Raw genomic sequence first — 18684 nt, 5'->3', positions numbered from 1 at the left:
GACACGGTTCAACGCAACTTCAACGTCGCCAGTCCGATCAGCACCAGCATCATGGTGATGATCCAGAACCGGACGACGACCTGGGTTTCCTTCCAGCCGCTGACCTCGAAGTGATGGTGCAGCGGCGCCATCTTGAATATCCGCCGGCCCTGGCCGTAGCGTTTCTTGGTGTACTTGAACCAGCTCACCTGCAGGATGACCGACAGCGTCTCGACCACGAACACCCCGCCCATGATGAAGAGCACGATCTCCTGCCGCACGATCACGGCCATGGTGCCCAGCGCGCCGCCCAGCGCCAGCGCGCCGACGTCACCCATGAAGACCTGGGCCGGATAGGCGTTGAACCACAGGAAGGCCAGCCCCGCGCCCCCCAGCGCGGCGCAGATCACCATCAGTTCGGATGCGCCCGGGATGTACGGAAACAGCAGGTAGCGGGAATAGTCGACGCGGCCCACGACGTAGGCGAACACGCCCAGCGCGGTGCCCACCAGCACCGTGGGCATGATGGCCAGGCCGTCCAGTCCGTCGGTCAGGTTGACCGCATTGCTGCTGCCCACGATCACCGCCCAGGTCAGCGCGATGAAGCCGATCACGCCCAGCGGATAGCTCACGCTCTTGAAGAACGGCACGATCAGGTCGGCGCGCGGCGGCAGGTGGTAGCCGAATCCGCCCGAGATCCAGTCGACGAACAGCGACCAGGTGCCGCCGGCATCCGGCGCCGAAATGGCGAAGGCCAGGTACACCGACGCGACCAGACCGATCAGCGTCTGCCAGAAGAACTTCTCGCGCGCCGGCATGCCTTCCGGATCCCGGCGCACGACCTTGCGGTAGTCGTCCGACCAGCCGATCCAGCCGAAGCCGAAGGTGACCAGCAGCACGACCCAGACGAAGCGGTTGCTCCAGTCGGCCCACAGCAGCGTCGAGACGCCGATGGAGATCAGGATCAGCGCGCCGCCCATGGTGGGCGTGCCGCTCTTGATCAGGTGGGTTTCGGGGCCGTAGGTGCGGACGGCCTGGCCGATCTTGAGCGCGGTGAGCTTGCGTATCACCCAGGGGCCCGCCATCAGGCCGATGAGCAGCGACGTCGCGCACGCGAGCACCGCGCGCAACGTGATGTAGCTGAACACCGAGAAAGCCCGGTAATCCTCGGACAACCACTGGGCCAGTTCAAGCAGCATGCTTATTACCAATAGAAGAATGATCCGACGGGGGGCCGGCCTGCAACGCCTGCACCACCCGCTCCATGCGCATGAAACGCGAGCCCTTCACCAACACCGACGCGGGGCCGGCCGCCATCACGGCGGGCGCCACCTGCTCGACCGCGTCGGCATGCATGCCGCCGGCACCGAAGGCCTGCACCGAGTCGCGCGTCGCCTCGCCCAGCGCGAACAGTGCGTCGATGCCGCGCTCCCGGGCATAGGCGCCGACCTCGGCGTGCATGGCCGGCCCCTGGTCGCCCACCTCGCCCATGTCGCCCAGCACCAGCACCCGCGGCTGAGGCAACGTGGCCAGCACGTCGATCGCGGCGCGCACCGAGTCGGGGTTGGCGTTGTAGGTGTCGTCGATCAGCAGTGCCCCGCTTTGCAGGCGGTGCCGCTGCATGCGGCCCTTGACCGGCGCGAACTCGGCCAGGCCGCGGGCGATGACGTCCAGTTCCATGCCCGCCGCCAGCGCGCACGCGGCGGCGGCCAGCGCGTTGCGCACGTTGTGCAGGCCGGCCGCGGCCAGCGCGACCTCGGCCTGGCCGCCGGGCGTGCGCAGCTGGAAGCGGGTCTCGAAGGCATCCAGCCGCAGGTTCGCGGCAGAGACCTCGACCTCGCCCGACAGGCCGAAGCGCAGGCAGCGGCGCGTGCCGGCCAGCTCGGCCCACACGGGGGTATAGGGATCGTCGCCGGGAAACACGGCGATACCGTCGGCAGCCAGGGCCGAGATGACGGCGCCGTTCTCGCGCGCCACCGCCTCGACCGTGTGCATGAATTCCTGGTGCTCGCGCTGGGCGTTGTTGACCAGCGCCACGGTGGGAGCGGCGATGCGCGACAGTTCGGCGATCTCGCCGGGATGGTTCATGCCCAGCTCGATGACGGCGCAGCGATGCGTGCCGCGCAGCCGCATCAGCGTGAGCGGCACGCCGATCTCGTTGTTCAGGTTGCCCTGAGTCGCCAGCCGGCCGTCGGCGCCATGGCGCGCGGCGAAGATGGCGGCGATCATTTCCTTGGTGGTGGTCTTGCCGTTGCTGCCGGTCACGCCCACCACCGGAATCGCGAATCGCCCGCGCCAGGCGGCCGCCAGGTCGCCCAGGGCGCGGCGGGTATCGGCCACCACGACCTGCGGCATCCCGGCACCATCGACCGGACGCTGTACCACGGCCGCCACCGCGCCCGCCTCGTGCGCCGCGCACACATAGGCATGGCCATCGAAACGCTCGCCGCTCAAGGCGAAGAACAATTCGCCGGCGGCCACGTTGCGCGAGTCGCTGCCGGCATGGGAGAAAGCCACGCGGTCGGCGCCGGCCTCGCCATGCACGACCCCGCGCATGGCCTGCGCCGCGTCGGCCACCGTCATCAGCCCGCCGGCGGTGGGCGCGGCGCGATAGGCCGCCAGGACGGCCTCGGCCTGCTCGACGTCCGAGAACGGATGGCGAACGCCGTCGATCTCCTGATAGGCCTCGTGGCCCTTGCCCGCCAGCAGGACGACGTCGTCGGGCCCGGCCTGGAAGACGGCTTCCCGGATGGCAAGGGCGCGGTCGGGCTGGACCCGCACGGCGCTGCCCGCGGGCACGCCGGCCAGGATTTGCTCGATGATGGCCTGGGGCCGCTCGCTGCGGGGATTGTCGCTGGTCACCACCACCAGATCGGCATGGGCGCACGCCACCTGGGCCATCTGCGGCCGCTTGCCGGGATCGCGGTCGCCGCCGCAACCGAATACACATATCCGCCGGCCGCCGCGCGTCCGGGCCACCGGCACGAGAGCGTCGAGCGCACGCGCCAGGGCGTCCGGCGTGTGCGCGTAGTCCACCACGACCAGCGGCCCGCCCTCGCCCGGGGCGCGGCCCGGCGCCGACACCGCCTGCAGCCGGCCGGCCGCCGCCTGGGCGGACGCCAGCGCGGACGACACGCGCTGCACGCTCCATCCGAGCTCGAGCAGCACGCCCGCCATCGCCAGCAGGTTCGAGACGTTGTGCTCGCCCAGCAGCGGCGTGGCGATCTGCACCGCGTGGGCTTGCCAGTTCAAGGTGAAGACCATTCCGCTGCCGGTGGCATGCAGGTCGGAGGCGCGCAGCACCCGGGGCGCCGCATCACCGGCTTGCGCCGGTTCCAGCGTATAGGCGGTCAGCGCCACGGACCGGCCGCTGGCCTGGAGCGAGGCTAACAGCCGCCGGCCGGCCTCGTCGTCCTGGTTCACGACCGCCGCGGCCACGCCCGGCCACGAGAACAGCCTCGCCTTTTCGGCCTCGTAGGCGGCCATGTCCGGGTGGTAGTCCAGATGGTCGCGGGTCAGGTTGGTGAAGGCGGCGATGTCCACGTGCAGCCCGTCCAGCCGTCCTTCGGCGATGCCGATGGACGACGCCTCGATCGCGACCGCCGCGACGCCATCGCGCCGCATGTCGGCCAGGGCGCGGTGCAGGGCCACGGCGTCGGGCGTGGTCAGGCCGGTGGCCAGCGCGCGCGAGCCGCCGTCCGGTCCGGGGATCTGGATGCCCAGCGTGCCGATCACGCCGCAGGGCATGCCGCCGTCGGTCAGCGCGCGCGCGATCCACTGCGTGCACGAGGTCTTGCCGTTGGTCCCGGTGACGGCGATCACCTTCATGTCGCGCGAAGGATCGCCGTACCAGCCGGACGCGACGACACCCAGCGCGGCCTTCAGGCCCGCCGCCGGCAGCGCCGGAATACCGCGTTCGGCCAGGTCCCGCTTGAGCGCGGCCGTGCGGTCGGCCGCGGTGTCCTCGAACACCACCGCGCTCGCGCCACGCTCGAGCGCCTGGCCGATGAAGTCGCGGCCGTCGCTGCGGGCGCCCGCGTAGGCCAGGAAGATGTCGCCCACCTGCACTGCCCTGGAGTCCAGGCGCAAATGCGAACCTGGAGAGGCATGCTTGCGCAGCCACTCCAGGATGGAGGCGGGAGACGTCGCCATCGTCACAGGCTGTCCTCCAGCGGATGCTCGGGAATGACGAGCGACTTGAACGGCGCATCGGGTTCGACGCCCAGCATGCGCAGCGTCCCGCCGGTGATCTTGGAGAAAACCGGACCGGCCACCGCGCCGCCATAGATGCTGCCCGCCGTGGGTTCGTCGATCATGACCGCCACGACGATGCGCGGATTCGACACCGGCGCGAAACCCGAGAACGAGGCGACATACTTGGTGGCATAGGCCCCGTTGATGATCTTGCGCGCAGTGCCGGTCTTGCCGGCCACGCGATAGCCCATGACCTGCGCCTGCGAGGCCGTGCCGCCCGGTCCCACCACCGCCTCGAGCATCTGGCGCATCGTGCGCGCGGTCTTCGAGGAATAGATGCGGGTGCCGGCGGGCGGGCGCTCGGTCTTCAGGAAGGTAAGGGGCACGGTGTCGCCGTCGCGCGCGAAGGCGGTGTAGGCATGGGCCATCTGCACCAGCGACACCGACAGGCCGTAGCCATAGGACATGGTGGCCTTCTCGATCGGCTTCCACTTGTCATAGGGGCGCAGGCGGCCCGCCACCGCGCCGGGGAAATCCAGCTTGGGCGCCTGGCCCAGGCCGAGTTCCGTGTATTTCTCCCACATCTCCTTGTTCTCGAGGCGCTGGGAGATCAGGGTGGTGCCGATGTTGCTGGACTTCTGGACCACGCCGGCCACATCCAGCTTGCCATAGCCGTGGGTGTCCGAAATGGTGCGCCCGTAGAAGTTCATGCGGCCGCCGCCGGTGTCGACCACGGTGGTGGGCTGCACCCGGCCCAGGTCCAGCGCCAGCGCGATCGAGAACGGCTTGATGGTCGAGCCCGGCTCGAAGGTGTCGGTCAGCGCGCGGTTGCGCAGGCGCGCCCCGGTCAGGGTCTCGCGGTGATTGGGGTTGTAGGTGGGCATGTTCGCCAGGGCGAGGATCTCCCCGGTGCGGGTATCCACCACGATGGCGGCGCCACCCTTGGCCTTGTGGCGCTCGACGGCTTCTTGCAACTGCGAAAACACTAGGTACTGCACCCGGGTATCGATGGACAGGGTCAGGTCGTGACCATTGGCGGGCGCACGCACCGCCTGCACGTCCTCGACCACCCTGCCCAGGCGGTCCTTGATGACCCGGCGGCTGCCCGCACGGCCAGCCAACTGGGAATTGTAGGCCAGCTCGATGCCTTCCTGGCCGCGGTCCTCGACGTTGGTGAAACCCAGCACATGGCCGAGCACCTCGCCCTCGGGGTAGTAGCGCAGCGTCTCGCGCTGCTGGTGGATGCCGTCCAGGCCCAGCGCCGCCACCTTCTCGGCCACGTCCACCGGCACCTGCCGCTTCAGGTAGACGAAGGTCTTGTCTTCGTTGGCCAGCTTGCGCTGCAGGTCGCGCAGCGGGATTTCCAGCAGCTTGGCCAGTTCGGCCAGCGCACCGGGGGGCGCCTTCACGTCCTCGGGGATGGCCCAGACGGCGCGGGCAGGCACGCTGGACGCCACCACGACCCCGTTGCGGTCGGTGATCTTGCCGCGGGAGGCCGGCAGCACCAGCGTGCGGGCATAGCGGGACTCGCCCTGCTTCTGCAGGAACTCGTTCGACAGCCCCTGCAGGTACAGCGCGCGGACGACCAGCGCGGTGAAACCGGCGAACAGCAGGAACAGCACGAAGCGCGACCGCCACGCGGGCAGCTTCAGGTTCAGGACAGGATTCTCGGACGAGAAACGGACGCGTTTCATCGCGCACCTCCCGCTTTCGGCTTGGTCGGCAGGGGCACGCCCGGCGGACCATAGGGCAGCAGGGCCGGGCCGCTCTGCGCGTCGCGCGACTGCGCGAGGTAGATGGTGCGCGCGGGCGTGACCGGTTCCATCTTGAGCGTGGTGCGGGCCACGCTATCGATCAGCGCATGCTTGGCGTGGTCGGTCTGCTCGAGCTGCAGCCGGCGCCAGTCCACGTCCAGGTCGCGCGCCACGGCCTGGGCGCGCTCCAGTTCGACGAACAGGCTGCGCGCCTTGTACTGGCTGCTGACCAGGGACAGCGCGCACCCTATCAGGGCCACCGTCAGGACGAAGAGCAGGCGCCCCATGCCGGCCTCCTATGCGCTGGCGAAAGAATGGGCGCGCGGGGTGCGCGTCCGGGCCGGCGGGCGCCGCTTGGCTGCGGCCGCCTCGGGCGTCTTGACGAAAGCCCTGCCGCCCTCGGCCGGCAGGGCCGTATGGGTACGCTCGGCCACCCGCAGCACCGCCGAGCGGGCGCGGGGATTGGCGGCGACCTCGGTCTCGGTGGGCAGGATGCGGCCGATCGAGGCCAGCACGGGCTGCGGCCGCTCGCTCTCGCGCAGCGGCAGGCGCGCGGTTTCCGCGCCGGGCCGGGCCGCGGCGGCGATGAACTGCTTGACGATGCGGTCTTCCAGCGAATGGAAGCTGATCACCGCCAGCCGGCCGCCGGGCTCCAACAGGTCGAGCGCCGCGGCTAGCGCACGCGGGAGCTCTTCAAGCTCCTGATTGAGGTGAATCCGTAGAGCCTGAAAGGTGCGGGTCGCTGGATGCTGGCCCTTCTCCCTCGTGCGGACTGCACCAGCCACGATGTCGGCAAGCTCGCCTGTGGTCGTGACAGGCCGTTTCTCGCGGCCAGCTGCAATCGCCTTTGCAATCTGGAAAGCAAACCGTTCTTCACCATAGCGTGCTATGACCTCCCGCATGTCATCGATGCTCGCATGGGCGAGCCATTGCGCGGCGGTTTCGCCGCGTGTCGTATCCATCCGCATGTCGAGCGGGCCGTCGCGCATGAAGGAAAATCCACGCTCGGCATCGTCGATCTGCGGAGACGAAATACCCAGGTCCATCATCAGGCCGCGAATGCGGGCGATCCCCAGCCGGGACATTTCCTCGGCCAGTCCGCCGAAACCCTCGTGGACCACCGTCACCCGGCGGTCCTGCCCGGCCAGCGCGCGCGCCACCGCGATGGCCTGCGGATCCTTGTCGAACACCACCAGCCTGGCCTCGGGCCCCAGCCGCGCAAGCAGCTCGCGCGTGTGGCCGCCCCGCCCGAAAGTGGCGTCGACCCATACCCCGGCGCCAACGCCGTCGGCGGGTACGGCCAACGCGTCTATCGTCGGCTCGAGCAGGACGGGCCGATGCAGGAATGGGGTCGTCACGGCGTCAGAAAGAAAACTGGTTCAGGACTTCGGGCATGCCCTGCGCCAGCATCTCCTGCTCGCGCTGGGCCAGAACGGCAGCGTCCCACAGCTCGAAGTGAGCGCCCAGGCCGAGCAGCATCACCTCGCGCGTCAGGGCGGCGGCGGTGCGCAGCTCGGGAGCGATCAGGATGCGGCCCGCGCTGTCGAGCTCGACATCCTGGGCATTGCCCAGCAGCAGCCGTTGCAGCGCGCGCGCCTGCATCGGGAACGCCGCGATCTGCTCGCGCTTCACCTCCCAGGTGGGACGGGGGTAGATCAGAAGGCAACCGTCGGGGTGCCGGGTCAGGGTCAGCCGGCCTTCGGCCTGCATCATCAGCGCGTCACGATGCCGGGTAGGGATGGATACCCTTCCCTTCGCATCGAGCGTCAGCGCGCTGCTGCCCTGAAACACGGCTTCTCACCCCACTTTTTTGCACAAAATTCTACTATTTCCCACTCTAAATGAGCGATTACGCGGGGTCAAGCCGCTCGGACACGGTTTCTTCATTAGTAACAAGGACTTAGGTGCACTTTCTCGAACCTTCACATTGCGAAATGTTCCATGAAATCAGTGCATTGGCATTTGAAGTGAAGGTGTCGTCTGAAGAAAAACCGGGGAGTGACATAAAAGGGGCGACAAGGTAACAAAACAATGCCCCTTGCCCAGGCGCCACGCGGGTCCCGCGGCCCTCGGCCTACGCGCCCGGGGGCGCTACTAGCGTATTCCTACGACTAGGCCCGGCAGGCGCGGCTGGAAATAATGGCCTCCATAACGACATGCGTCTTCCCACTGGGACGGACGCCACCAAGGAGACGCCATGGACACCCCCTGCATCGTCGGATGGGGCCACACCCCCTTCGGCCGCCTGGACCACTTCGACCTGGAGGGGCTGATGGTCGAATCCACGCGCCTGGCGCTGGCCGACGCCGGCCTGCGGGCGCGGGACGTGGACGCGGTGTTCGTCTCCCACTTCAACGCCGGCATGGTGCCCGACGGCTTTCCTTCCTCCCTGCCCTTCGGCGCCGACGACGATTTCCGCTTCACGCCCACCGTGCGCCTGGAGAACGCCTGCGCTTCCGGATCGGCCGCCATCCATGCCGCACTGGACGCCATCGGCTCGGGCCGGGTCCGCGTCGCCCTGGTGGTGGGGGCCGAGAAGATGACGGCCGCAGACGGGCCGGCCGTGACCGCGGCGCTGGCCCGCGCAAGCCACCATCGCGAGGAAGGCTCGCGCGGCCTGACCTTTCCCGGCATCTTCGCCCTGATCGCCCGGGAGTATTTCGCCCGCCACGGCGACCACGGCGCGACCCTGGCGCGGATCGCGGCCAAGAACCACGCCAACGGCGCCCGCAACCCGCTCGCCCACCTGCGCCGCGACCTGGGCTTCGATTTCTGCAACACCGTGTCCGAGCGCAATCCCATCATCGCCGCGCCGCTGCGCAAGACCGATTGCTCCACCGTCGCCGACGGCGCCGCCGCGCTGGTGCTGACCGCCGCCCCGCTGGCGCGCGACTTCCGCCGCGCCGTGCGCTTTCGCTCCACGGTCCAGGTCAACGACTTCCTGCCCATGTCCCGGCGCGACCCGGTCGCCTTCGAAGGACCGCGGCGGGCCTGGCGGCGCGCGCTGGACGAAGCCGGCATCGGCATCCGCGACCTCGACCTGGCCGAGGTCCACGACTGCTTCACCATTGCCGAGCTGCTCAGCTACGAAGCCATGGGGCTGGCCGAGGCCGGCCAGGGCGCGCGCTGCGTCGACGACGGCACGGTGGCGCCGGGCGGCGCGCTGCCCGTCAATCCGTCGGGCGGCCTCAAGGCCAAGGGCCATCCGGTCGGCGCCACGGGCGTGTCCATGCACGTCATGGCGGCCATGCAGCTGTGCGGCGAGGCCGGGGACATCCAGGTGCCCGGCGCCGAACTGGCCGGCGTCTTCAACATGGGCGGTTCCGTGGTCGCCAACTACGTCAGCGTGCTGGAACGCGCAGCTTAGGACCCGCCCGATGAATGTCGTCCAATTACTGGTCCGCGCGGCGCGGACCCACGGCGATCGCCCGGCCGTCTACCACGGCGCCTCGCGGCTGCTCGACTACCGCGGGCTGGCCGCGCGCGCGGCGGCCATCGCCGGCGGCCTGCGCGGCCACGGCCTCAAGCCCGGCGACCGGGTGGCGCTGTTCATGCCCAATTGCCCGCAATACCTGGAAGCCATGTACGGTGCCTGGTGGGCCGGGCTGGCGGTCGTGCCCATTAATGCGAAGCTGCATCCGCGCGAGGCGCTGTTCATCCTGGAGCATGCCGAGGCCGGCGCGCTCTTCACCGCCCCGGAACTGGCCACGGGCCTGCTGCCCCTGCTGGGCGAGGCGCCGGCGATCCGTCGCGTGTTCGAGACCGGCACGGCCGGCTACCGGAACCTCTTGGACGCCGCCCCGGTGCCGCCCGCCCCGCGCCGGCCCGAGGACCTCGCCTGGCTGTTCTATACCTCGGGCACCACCGGGCGCCCGAAGGGCGTCATGCAGACGAACCGCATGCTGCTCGCCATGACGGCCTGCTACTTCTCGGACGTCGATCCGGTGGATGCGGACGACGCCGCCGTGTATGCCGCGCCCATGTCCCATGGCGCGGGGCTGTACAGCCTGCCGCACATGGCCGCCGCGGCACGCCACGTGGTGCCGGAGTCCGGCGGCTTCGATCCCGCAGAGCTGGCCGCCCTGGCGGCCGGCGTGGACCGGCTGTCGATGTTCGCGGCGCCCACCATGGTCAAGCGGCTGGTGGCCCACCTCGAGGCCACGGATGCCGATCCGTCCGGCTTCAAGACCATCGTCTACGGCGGCGGCCCCATGTACGTGGAGGACATCCGGCGCGGGCTCGCCGTGATGGGCGACCGCTTCGTCCAGATCTACGGCCAGGGCGAGTCGCCCATGACGATCACGGCGCTGTCCCGCCGGCAACTGGCCGACCGGGGCCATCCGCGCTGGCTCGAGCGCCTGGCCTCGGTGGGCTACGCCCAGTCCCAGGTAGAGATACGCGTGGCCGACGAACGCGGCGAACCGCTGCCCGACGGCGAGATCGGCGAGGTCCAGGTGCGCGGCGACGTGGTCATGGCCGGCTACTGGCGCGACCCCGAGGCCACCGCCCGGGCGCTGCGCGGCGGGTGGCTGTGGACCGGCGACGTCGGCGTGCTGGACGCGGAAGGCTTCCTGACGCTGAAGGACCGCTCCAAGGACGTCATCATCTCGGGGGGCTCTAACATCTACCCGCGCGAAATCGAGGAAGTGCTGCTGGCCCATCCCGGCGTGGCCGAGGTCGCGGTGGTCGGCGCGCCCGACCCGGAATGGGGCGAGGAGGTCGTGGCCTTCGTCGTGCCCCGGGGCGGCCCGCCGCCGGACCCGGCCGCGCTCGACGGCCTGTGCCTGGACCGGATCGCGCGATTCAAGCGCCCCAAGCGCTACCGCTTCGTCGATGCACTGCCCAAGAACCATTACGGCAAGGTTCTGAAAACCGAGCTCAAGGCCGCGCTTGCCGGCGGCCGCAACGAGCCAGCCCCTCCCAAGGAGACGACATGAAGACCCCTGTTGCACGCTTGTTCGGCCGCGCCGCGCTGGCCCTCGCTCTGGCCGCCTCCTGGCCCGCCCACGGATCGGAGAAGAACTTCCCCACGCGGCCCGTGAAGGTCATCATCCCGTTCGCGGCCGGCACCTCGCCCGACGTGGTCATGCGCATCGTCGGCCAAAAGCTGGGGGACATCTGGGGCCAGTCCCTGATCGTCGAGAATCGTCCGGGCGCCGGCGGCGCCATCGGCGCGACCGCGGTTGCCCAGGCCCAGCCCGACGGCTACACCCTGCTCTATACGGTCAACTCGGTGCTGTGCGCCAACCCCCACCTGTACGGCAAACTGGGCTACGACGCCTTCAAGAGCTTCGCGCCGGTGTCGCTCATGGTCAACCTGGGCTACGTGCTGCTGGCCCGGAGCGACCTGGGCATCAACAACGTCGCAGAGATGGTCGCCTATGCGAAGAAGCATCCCGGCAAGCTCACCTACGGGTCCGCCGGCAACGGCTCGGGCAACCACATCGTGATGGAGCTGCTGACCAGCATGACCGGCACCCGCATGCTGCACGTCCCCATGAACACGAACAAGGTGCTGGCGCTGCTGAGCGGGCAGATCGACCTGGCCATGGAGCCCTACACCAACGGCGTGGCCGCCGCGCGGGACGGCAAGGTCCGGCCGCTGGCGGTGACGCTGGCCAAGCGCAGCGAAAACATCCCCGACGTGCCCACCGTGGGCGAGACCGTGCCCGGCTACGTGGCCGATGCCTGGCACGGCCTGTTCGCCACCGCGGGCACGCCGCCCGAGGTCGTGGACAAGATCAGCGCCGACGTCGCCCGCGTGCTGGCCATGCCCGACGTGCGCGAGCGCCTGGCCACCGCCAGCCTGGAGCCGGTAGGATCGACCCCTGCCGAACTGCGCGACATCGTGCGGCGCGACTACGACAAATGGGGCGCCGTCATCCGCAACGCCAACATCCGGCTCGACTGAGCCACCACCTGTGAATATACATAGAGCGCGGGACAACCAGAAGGAGACGACATGACGACCTCGACCGCCAAATGGCGCTTCACCAAGGGCTTGCACGATCTGGGCAACGGCCTGCACGCCTACCTCGTTCCCGACGGAAGCTGGGGCTGGTCCAACGCCGGGCTGATTTCCGACAGTGGCGAATCGCTGCTGGTCGATACCCTGTTCGACCTGCCCATGACGTCCGAGATGCTGGCCAGCATGCGCGACGCCGTGCCCGCCGCGAAGCGGATCGGCGCCCTGGTCAACACCCACGGCAACGGCGACCACACCTTCGGCAACCAATTGCTGGAGGGATCGCGCATCATCGCTTCCAACGGCTGCGTGGAGGACATGAAGCACCGCCCACCCGAACAATACGCAGGATGGCAGAAGGACTGGCCGAACATGGGCATGGCCGGCAAGTTCTGGCAAGAGGTGATCGGTTCGCGGTTCGACTTCAGCGGCATCCGCCTGACGCTGCCCACCGAGACCTTCGACCACCGCATGGACCTCAAGGTCGGTGACAAGGAAGTCCAGCTCATCGAAGTCGGCCCGGCCCATACGCGAGGCGACGTACTGGTCTACGTACCGCAGGACCGCACCGTCTTCACCGGAGACATCATGTTCGTCGGCGCGCATCCGGCCATCTGGACCGGCCCGGTCTCGAACTGGATCGCCGCCTGCGACCGGATGCTGGAGTGGGACGTCGAGACCATCGTGCCCGGCCATGGCCCGATCACGGACAAGGATGGCGTGCGGGAATTCCGCGACTATCTGGTCTACCTGCTGGCCGAGTCCCGCCGCTGCCTCGAAGCGGGCATGTCCTTCGAGCAGGCGGTGGACGCCATTTCGATGGACCGCTGGGCGAACTGGGGCGAGGACGAACGGCTGTGCGTCAATGTCTACGCCTGCTACCGCGAAATCTCGGGCGGCGCGCTCCCGGCGCCCAACGTCATGGACATGCTGGCGCTGATGGGCAAACGCCATTTCGCCCGCAAGCAGCACGCCTGCGGACACGACCACTGCGATGGGAACCACTGATGAAACTGACCACCTTCCTCGCCCCCGGCGGCGCGGCGCACATCGGCGCGCTGCTGCCCGGGGAAAGCGCGATCTCGGACTTCACGGCGGCCGACGCCGCGCCCTATTTCCGCAGCATGCTGGACCTGATCGATGCCGGGCCGGCGGCGCTGGACCACGCGCGACGGCTGGTGGAGCGCCCCGCGGCCACCCATGAAGTGTCGGCCGTCGCCCGCCTGGCGCCCCTGCCCCAGCCGCGCCGCCTGCGCGACTGCCTGTGCTTCGAGACGCATTTCCGGCAATCGCGCGCCAACCGCCATCTGTTCGGCATCGGCACGCAGCGGCTGGACCCGGCCTCGGTCGAACTGCCGCGCGTCTGGTACGAACGCCCCATCTATTACAAGGGCAATCCCTTCAGCGTCGTGGGCGACGGCGCCGACGTGCACTGGCCGGCGTACTCGCAGGTCATCGACTACGAGCTGGAGATAGGCATGGTCACCTCGCGCGGGGGCAAGAACATCCCCGTGGCCGAGGCCGCCTCCCATATCTTCGGCTACACCATCTTCAACGATTTCTCGGCGCGCGACGCCCAGTACACCGAGATGCAGGGCGGCCTGGGCCCGGCCAAGGGCAAGGACTTCGATACCGGCAACGCCATGGGCCCCTGGCTGGTCACCGCCGACGAGATCGCCGATCCCCAGACGCTGACCATGGTCACCCGGGTCAACGGCGAGGAATGGTCGCGCGGCAACTCGCGCGACATGCACCATACCTTCCTGGACATCCTGGCCTACGTGTCGTCCGACGAGACCCTGTACGCGGGCGAGGTCCTGGGATCGGGAACGGTGGGGGGCGGCTGCGGCAACGAGCTGGGCCGCTTCCTGAAGGACGGCGACGTGCTGGAACTGGAGGTCAGCGGGCTGGGCACGCTGCGCAATCGCATCGTGGCGCCGCACGTCCCGTCGCCGCCGCCGTTTCCCATCCGCATCCCGGTCTAGGGGCCGGGGCTACGGCAGGCCCAGCAGGCGGGAAATGAGCTCGCCCACGGTCCGGGCCTCGAGCTTGCGCATCAGGCGCAGGCGATAGGTCTCGACTGTGCGCGGGCTCAGCGCGAGGTCCTTGGCGATCTGCTTGCTGGTCCGCCCGGCCAGGATCTGGGCCGAGATCTCCCGCTCGCGCGGCGTCAGCGCCAGGCGGACCGGACGCACCGGCCGCAGGTCCTCGAACACCCAAATGGCGCAGGCATAGGGCTGGGCCGGGTCCACCGGCTGCCCGGATACCGCGCACCAGAACAGCTCGCCGTTGCGATGGACCATGATGCGCTCGTCGCGGTGGATGCCCTCGGCCAGCATGCTGCGCACGCCACGCGCGCCGATGTCCTCGTACTCGGCGTGCGACGGATACAGCATCTCGGTGGTCTGCCCCACCAGTTGCTGGCGGCTGTAGCCGAACATCCCGGCGAACGCCCGGTTGCAGCGCTCGATGACGCGGTCGCGCGTCACCAGGAGGCCGACCGGGGCCAGTTCGAAGGCTAGATCCAAAGGGGTGGGCAGGGCTGCGGTCATGGGGCTCGCGGCGATGGGCTTGCCCCGGATGGATGGCCAGGCGCAAAGAATCAAGGCAAAGCAGATCGATAGGCCGGATTCTGTACACGGGCATCGCCCGCGGGCAGTCATTCCTCTGGGCCGGCCGTTGCCGGACGGCTCTAGCCACCTACCCGCATGCTCGGACGGACCGCCCTGTGCGGCCGAAGCCGCGCGCATGCCTATTTGGTGTTGCTCCGGATGGAGGTTGCCGCGTTTCACCCTGCCGCGACTCGCACGGTTGCCCATGCGAACGGTACGGAGTGGCCGTACCGGTGCGGACATCGTCCGCCCTCGCCGCAGACTCGTCTCTGTGGCCCTGTTCCTCGGCTTCGCGCCCGGGCTTGCGCCCCGGCGATCGCCGGACGGCCGTTAGCCGCCATCCTGTCCTGTGGAGTCCGGACCTTCCTCGATGCCCGAAGGCACCGCGACTGCCTGATCTGCTCTGCGCGTGTATTTTACCGCTGACGGGTGCGGCCGGGGCGGAAAACCTCGGGATCGTCGTAGAACCCCGGCGTCGTGTTGTCGGGCCACCAGCCGGGCAGGCCCAGCACCGGCAGCGGGCAGAGGTCGCGCGCGGTGAAGAAGGGCCAGTTGTCCAGCCAGTCGGCCACCAGCCGGTCGACGGTGGTCCGCCGCTGCTGGGGCGAAGCGCGGAAATACGAGTCGTCGACCGGCACGATCAGCGTGTGGGCGGTGATGGCCTTGTAGGGCCGCACCAGCTTTTCCAGCAATCCGTGGCCGATCGCCCAGGGTTCGGTCTGCATCAGCGTGGCGGTGCGGCGTTCGACGAACAGCTTACGCCAGTCGAAACGGCGCAAGGCCTGGGCCAGCTCGTCGCTGGAGCAGGCCAGCACCAGCCCGTTCTCGTCGAAGATGGTCACGGCGTCGCGCAAGGAGCCCCGCCCCTCGGCCGCCGGCGCTTTCTTCAGCGCGCGTGCCTGCATCGCGTTCAGCCGTGCCTTGGTCTGCGGGAAGGCGAACCACACCAGCCCGTTGAAGAGATCGTGCAGGTTGTCGCGGGTCGGCACACGGCCGGTCTGGTGGATGTGCGCCTCGTAGGCCCGGCCTTCCGGCAAGTCGGCCTGTGGCACGAAGACCAGCGGCTTGCCTGAGGCCACCCGCATGCGTCCGCGCGCGCCGTGGCCACCCTCGCCCGCCGTCAGCAGCCGGTTCAGGCTGTCGCACAGGGGCTCCTCGCCCGCGGACGCCAGCAGTTCGCCCTTGTGGGCGACGCCGGCGAACCAGGGCTGGCCCCAGTCGATGTGGGTCAGATCGAGACCCGCCACGGCAAGGTCTCCCCGCTGGCCAGCGGCACGATGGTCTGTTGGCCGAACGACAGTTCGTCGGGAATCCGGAAGGGCTCGCGCACCAGCGTGAGCTTGCCGGTATTGCGCGGCAGGCCATAGAAATCGGGGCCGTGGAAACTGGCGAAACCTTCCAGCGCGTCCAGCTTGCCGGCGTCGTCGAAGGCCTTGGCGTACAGCTCCATGGCGTGCAGCCCCGTGAAGCATCCCGCGCAGCCGCAGGCGTGTTCCTTCAGGCCGCGCGCATGCGGCGCGCTGTCGGTGCCCAGGAAGAAGCGCGGGTTGCCGCTGGTGGCGACTTCCACCAGGGCCTGGCGATGCGTCTCGCGCTTGAGCACCGGCAGGCAATACCAGTGCGGACGCATGCCGCCCTGGAACAAGGCATTGCGGTTGTACAGCAGGTGCTGGGGCGTGAGGGTGGCCGCGATCGGCCCCTCGGCATCGCGCACGTACTGCGCGGCATCGGCGGTGGTGATGTGCTCGAACACCACCTTCAGGGCCGGGAAGACGCGGCGCAGGGGAATCATGACCCGGTCGATGAAGACCTGCTCGCGGTCGAACACGTCGATGGCGGGATCGGTGGCCTCGCCATGGGTCAGCAGCGGCATGCCGACCTCCTCCATGGTCTCGAGCACCTTGGCGCAACGGCCCAGCAGGTCCGTCACGCCGGCATCCGAGTTGGTCGTCGCCCCGGCCGGATACAGCTTGACGGCGTGGATTGCGCCCGACTCGCGGGCGCGCCGGATTTCCTCGGGCGCCGTATTGTCGGTCAGGTACAGCGTCATCAGCGGCGTGAACGCTTCCGGCCCGATGCCGCTCTTGCCGAGCGCGGCCAGGATGCGGTCCCGATACGCCAGCGCCTGGGCCGTCGTGGTGACCGGCGGCTTCAGATTGGGCATGATGATGGCCCGGGCGAACTGGCGTGCGGAGTGGGCGGCGACGGCCTCGAGCGCCTCGCCGTCGCGCAGGTGCAGGTGCCAATCGTCGGGGCGGGTGATGGTAAGCGTGGAAATGGTCATGGATGCGGCCAAGGGGCGTCTCGAAGGATCGGCCGGCGCGGGCAGGTACGCCGCACCCGCGCCGGCCCGGTAGCCCTCATTTTACGGCCCGAATCCGGCCCGGCGCCAACTTCCGCGCCCGCGCCCGCCGCCGCTCATCCTTTCCGGTTCAGGTCGCCCAGGTTTTCCTTGCTGTTCGAGATGATGCCCTCGAGCCGCTCGTGCATCTTGCTCCCGGCCCGCGCGGCCAGGTCCGCGACTTCCCGGACGTCCAGCGTCGCGTGCCGCCCTCCCTGCAGCAACACGCGTCCGCCGACCATTACCGTATCGACGTTGGCGGGCATGCCCGAATAGACCAGCGAGTAATACGGGTCGATCACCGGCGCCATGTTGATGTCGCGCTTGCGGACCAGGATGATGTCGGCCTGCTTGCCGGCCGACAGCGATCCGATGATGTCGTCCATGCCGAGCACCTTGGCGCCGCCCAGCGTCGCGATCTCGACGATGCGGCGCGGTTCGAGCTTGCGGTCGACGTCGGCGCGCTGCTTGTGGGCCCAAAGCAGCGCCCGCATGACCGTGAAGAAATCCCCCGTCGCCAGCGCGCTGGACGCGTCGACCGACAGGCTCAGGCTGGCCCCCAGCGCCTCCAGCTCCGCGAACTGGATGTAGCCGTTGCGCACCGTCGAGTACGGGATCTCGATAGCCGGCGACATGCTGAACTGCACCTGCTTTTTCACCATCAGTTCACGCTCGGCGGCGGTAAACCCCTGGGTGTGGATCATCAGGATGTCCGGCCCCAGCAGGTTGCTTCGATCCATCAGCCCCACGAGCCCGTGCGCCGTGTCGCCATAGTGCAGCGAGATCGGCAGCCCCAGTTCCCTCGACGCCCGCACCTCGCCGACGAAGGTCTCGTCGCTGCCGCCGGCCTTCAGCACGGCCGGCGTCGGCAGCTGCAGGTTGACGCCCAGCCTCAGCCGCGGATCCGCCCGGCCCCACTTCGCCAGCGTCGCCTTGACGCCGGCCAGGTCCAGGCGCTCGCCCCGGCCGGGCGTGCCGTACGAGAAGCGGGTGCGCGCCCCCACGTCCAGCGCCGCGCGGATCTCGGCATCGGCATGCGCGACCGAGCGCGTGTTGTGCGAAAAATTGTTCAGGCAGGTCACGCCCGAGAGCAGTTCCTGCATCAGCCCGAACCGGACCGAATGGAAGGCATCGTCCGGCGTGCACAGCGGCGCGGCTCGATTCGTCGTGGGGAAATAGCCGCGCAGGGGATCGTCGCCCCGCACCGAGCCCCGCAGGAAGGCATTCCAGAGATGGGAATGGGCATCGACGAAGCCGGGCATGACGATCATCCCGCGCGCGTCGATGACCTGCGCGCCGGGCGCGGACAGCTTGCGGCCCACCGCGACGATGGTGCCGTCGCGTACGTGGACGTCGCCTTCGGGCAGGTCGCCCACGTTCCGGTCCATCGACAGCACATGGCCGCCGGAAATCAGGAACTCCCGGCCCGGCGTCCGCGCGTCTTCAGGCTGGGCCTGGGCCCGTGCGTGGCTCGACAGGGCGGCACCGGTCCCGGCCACCGCCGCCGCCATCGCACCGCGCAGGAAATCCCGCCGGTCCAGGCCGCCGCCTGCGGCGTGCGCCGCCGCGCGCTGTTCGTTCGCCATGCCATCCCCCTTCTTTTGCTTTAGGTCTACAAATTTTATTCCTAAAGCAATTGGTGGCAAGGCTGGTGCAAACCCGCCCCCTTTGGGGCAGGCTCAATCCACGACCGGCATGCTGCGTTCGACCAGCGAAGCCATGATGCCCGCGCCCAGGGGGATAGAGGTGGCGGCGGAAATTCAGACAGTCCGATAAGTGGAGAGCTCTGGGCCTGATCCGGCGATAATGCCGGTAAAGGAACCAGAGAGATGACCAAGA

Annotated in this window: 15 protein-coding genes and 1 other RNA gene; 5 read left to right on the top strand and 11 right to left on the bottom strand. The window is 69.1% G+C overall.

Annotated elements, in window-relative coordinates; genetic code table 11:
• Positions 1-8 precede the first annotated feature (8 nt).
• From mraY to mraZ, 6 genes are read right to left on the bottom strand one after another with little or no spacing between them, the layout of a single operon-like run.
• Positions 9-1178: a phospho-N-acetylmuramoyl-pentapeptide-transferase gene (gene mraY / locus ABD104_RS13120; protein WP_087841735.1), complete on the bottom strand. Its 1170-nt coding sequence runs from the start codon at positions 1176-1178 to the stop codon at positions 9-11.
• Positions 1168-4131, bottom strand: a complete 2964-nt coding sequence (gene murF / locus ABD104_RS13115; protein WP_343927645.1) for a bifunctional UDP-N-acetylmuramoyl-L-alanyl-D-glutamate--2,6-diaminopimelate ligase MurE/UDP-N-acetylmuramoyl-tripeptide--D-alanyl-D-alanine ligase MurF — start codon at positions 4129-4131, stop codon at positions 1168-1170. Before murF ends, mraY begins: the two co-directional genes overlap by 11 nt.
• 2 nt (positions 4132-4133) lie before the next feature.
• Positions 4134-5867 (bottom strand): peptidoglycan D,D-transpeptidase FtsI family protein, encoded by a 1734-nt coding sequence (locus ABD104_RS13110; protein ID WP_087841737.1) that lies wholly within the window; start codon positions 5865-5867, stop codon positions 4134-4136.
• A complete protein-coding gene (ftsL, locus tag ABD104_RS13105; RefSeq protein WP_087841738.1) occupies positions 5864-6214 on the bottom strand; it encodes a cell division protein FtsL in 351 nt (116 codons plus the stop codon). The genes ABD104_RS13110 and ftsL overlap by 4 nt, the downstream gene beginning before the upstream one ends.
• 9 nt (positions 6215-6223) lie before the next feature.
• Positions 6224-7285 carry a 16S rRNA (cytosine(1402)-N(4))-methyltransferase RsmH gene (gene rsmH / locus ABD104_RS13100; RefSeq protein ID WP_279815623.1) on the bottom strand — a complete coding sequence of 354 codons (1062 nt, stop codon included), beginning with the start codon at positions 7283-7285 and terminating at the stop codon, positions 6224-6226.
• A 4-nt stretch (positions 7286-7289) separates the two neighbouring features.
• Entirely contained in the window at positions 7290-7718 is a 429-nt protein-coding gene (mraZ, locus tag ABD104_RS13095) for a division/cell wall cluster transcriptional repressor MraZ (protein ID WP_087841740.1), read from the bottom strand.
• Between the two features lie 406 nt (positions 7719-8124).
• Here mraZ and ABD104_RS13090 point away from each other — a divergent pair, with 406 nt between their 5' ends.
• The 5 genes from ABD104_RS13090 to ABD104_RS13070 are packed head-to-tail and all read left to right on the top strand — an operon-like array spanning position 8125 to position 13877.
• Positions 8125-9294 carry an acetyl-CoA acetyltransferase gene (locus ABD104_RS13090; RefSeq protein ID WP_087841741.1) on the top strand — a complete coding sequence of 390 codons (1170 nt, stop codon included), beginning with the start codon at positions 8125-8127 and terminating at the stop codon, positions 9292-9294.
• A 10-nt stretch (positions 9295-9304) separates the two neighbouring features.
• On the top strand, positions 9305-10864 hold the full coding sequence (locus ABD104_RS13085) for a class I adenylate-forming enzyme family protein (protein ID WP_087841742.1): 1560 nt from the start codon (positions 9305-9307) through the stop codon (positions 10862-10864).
• Positions 10861-11838, top strand: coding sequence for a Bug family tripartite tricarboxylate transporter substrate binding protein (locus ABD104_RS13080; RefSeq protein ID WP_087841743.1), 978 nt, complete (start codon positions 10861-10863; stop codon positions 11836-11838). The genes ABD104_RS13085 and ABD104_RS13080 overlap by 4 nt, the downstream gene beginning before the upstream one ends.
• 51 nt (positions 11839-11889) lie before the next feature.
• Complete coding sequence (locus ABD104_RS13075) at positions 11890-12900, top strand: MBL fold metallo-hydrolase (RefSeq protein WP_087841744.1); 1011 nt, start codon at positions 11890-11892, stop codon at positions 12898-12900.
• Positions 12900-13877: a fumarylacetoacetate hydrolase family protein gene (locus ABD104_RS13070; protein ID WP_087841745.1), complete on the top strand. Its 978-nt coding sequence runs from the start codon at positions 12900-12902 to the stop codon at positions 13875-13877. Before ABD104_RS13075 ends, ABD104_RS13070 begins: the two co-directional genes overlap by 1 nt.
• A gap of 9 nt (positions 13878-13886) precedes the next feature.
• On the opposite strand, the gene ABD104_RS13065 is transcribed toward ABD104_RS13070, so the two are convergent.
• The 5 genes from ABD104_RS13065 to ABD104_RS13045 form a co-directional block, all read right to left on the bottom strand.
• A complete protein-coding gene (locus ABD104_RS13065) occupies positions 13887-14444 on the bottom strand; it encodes a LuxR C-terminal-related transcriptional regulator (protein WP_132980536.1) in 558 nt (185 codons plus the stop codon).
• Between the two features lie 53 nt (positions 14445-14497).
• An RNA gene (gene rnpB / locus ABD104_RS13060) (RNase P RNA component class A) lies at positions 14498-14909 on the bottom strand.
• A gap of 11 nt (positions 14910-14920) precedes the next feature.
• Positions 14921-15751: a DUF3025 domain-containing protein gene (locus tag ABD104_RS13055; RefSeq protein WP_132980535.1), complete on the bottom strand. Its 831-nt coding sequence runs from the start codon at positions 15749-15751 to the stop codon at positions 14921-14923.
• Complete coding sequence (gene pyrC / locus ABD104_RS13050) at positions 15733-16788, bottom strand: dihydroorotase (RefSeq protein ID WP_343927696.1); 1056 nt, start codon at positions 16786-16788, stop codon at positions 15733-15735. The genes ABD104_RS13055 and pyrC overlap by 19 nt, the downstream gene beginning before the upstream one ends.
• 134 nt (positions 16789-16922) lie before the next feature.
• Positions 16923-18431, bottom strand: a complete 1509-nt coding sequence (locus ABD104_RS13045; protein ID WP_343927644.1) for an amidohydrolase family protein — start codon at positions 18429-18431, stop codon at positions 16923-16925.
• Positions 18432-18684: the final 253 nt, after the last annotated feature.

The sequence above is a fragment of the Pigmentiphaga daeguensis genome, from assembly GCF_039523035.1.
Taxonomy (GTDB): Bacteria; Pseudomonadota; Gammaproteobacteria; order Burkholderiales; family Burkholderiaceae_B; genus Pigmentiphaga; species Pigmentiphaga daeguensis.
Note: the sequence above shows the minus strand (reverse complement) of the source record. Positions and strands in the feature narration are given on the sequence as shown.